The sequence below is a fragment of the Desulfovibrio porci genome, from assembly GCF_009696265.1.
Classification (GTDB): domain Bacteria; phylum Desulfobacterota; class Desulfovibrionia; order Desulfovibrionales; family Desulfovibrionaceae; genus Desulfovibrio; species Desulfovibrio porci.
Window position 1 is genome coordinate 1 of sequence record NZ_VUMH01000039.1, and the last position, 1,024, is coordinate 1,024.

Consider the following 1,024-nt stretch of genomic DNA (forward strand, 5'->3'; position numbering starts at 1 on the left):
TGTAGAGTGTCAACACGTTGTTCACCCTCCGCTCAGCCTTGAGGCTGGAGGTTTTCTGCCAAGAGCCGTATGCGGACGCACAAAGTTGTAGCGATGCGTCCAGACCGGCAAGTTCGCTGTTCTTTTCTCTGAGTGGGTATACGTGTGTGCGTATGCCCACTCTTTCAAGGCCGTCCTGATAAAGCGTTCCGCCTTGCCATTGGTTTGAGGCCGGTAAGGTCGGGTCCGTTTATACTTTATGCCAAACTCCCGGCACGCATCCCGGAATTTTTGGGATTTATAACACGCTCCATTATCCGTCAGTACTCGTTCCACTTTTATGCCGTGGGCGCTATACCAAGCTACCGCAAACCATAAAAACTCTATCGCTGATTCCGCGGTCTCATCCGGGAGCACCGCTGTATACGCTGCCCTGGACGCATCATCCACGCAGACGTGTAAGTATTCCCAGCCTGGGTGGCGGCGACGGACTTGCCGTGTTCCTGCTTTCTTGTGGCCAACGCCGTCAATCTTGCCCAGTCGCTTGATATCCAGATGCAGCATTTGCCCGGGCTTTTCCCACTGGTAACGCTGGATGGGCGCTTTTTCCTCCAAAGATGAAATCCGGGAGCAGCCGAGTTTACGCAAGGCCCGGAACACGCTGCTGCGGCAAAGGCCAAGACGTAACGCAATTTCATCACCAGTCAGGCGCTCTTTGCGCAAAGCCAAAATGGAACCAAAATCTTGTTCCGTCAGTGTGCCCCGGCATCGCTTCGGGCGAGAACTTCTGTCCGCAAGATTCTCAAAGCCTCCCTGCCTGTAGCGGCTCATCCACTTTCTGGCGGTACGCAGGCTTACACCAAAACCCGCCGCAACTGCGGCTGCGGGCTTTTCGCTCATCCGCCGGATCATTTCCTCTCGACCGCGTGCAGTCAATTTGGCATTCTTATGGCTGTTCACCCTGTCCTCGGCTCGGTTTACTGTTGTCTGTCAACTCCAGCTTTACCGGCTTGAGGCAGGGTGAACAACCTATTGGAACATTACA

General features: G+C 54.5%; 1 protein-coding gene. It reads right to left on the reverse strand.

Annotation, left to right across the window (positions count from 1 at the left end; all coding sequences use genetic code 11):
* Nucleotides 1-21 precede the first annotated feature (21 nt).
* Nucleotides 22-939: an IS481 family transposase gene (locus FYJ44_RS14395; RefSeq protein ID WP_128718345.1), complete on the reverse strand. Its 918-nt coding sequence runs from the start codon at nt 937-939 to the stop codon at nt 22-24.
* Between the last annotated feature and the right edge of the window lie 85 nt (nt 940-1,024).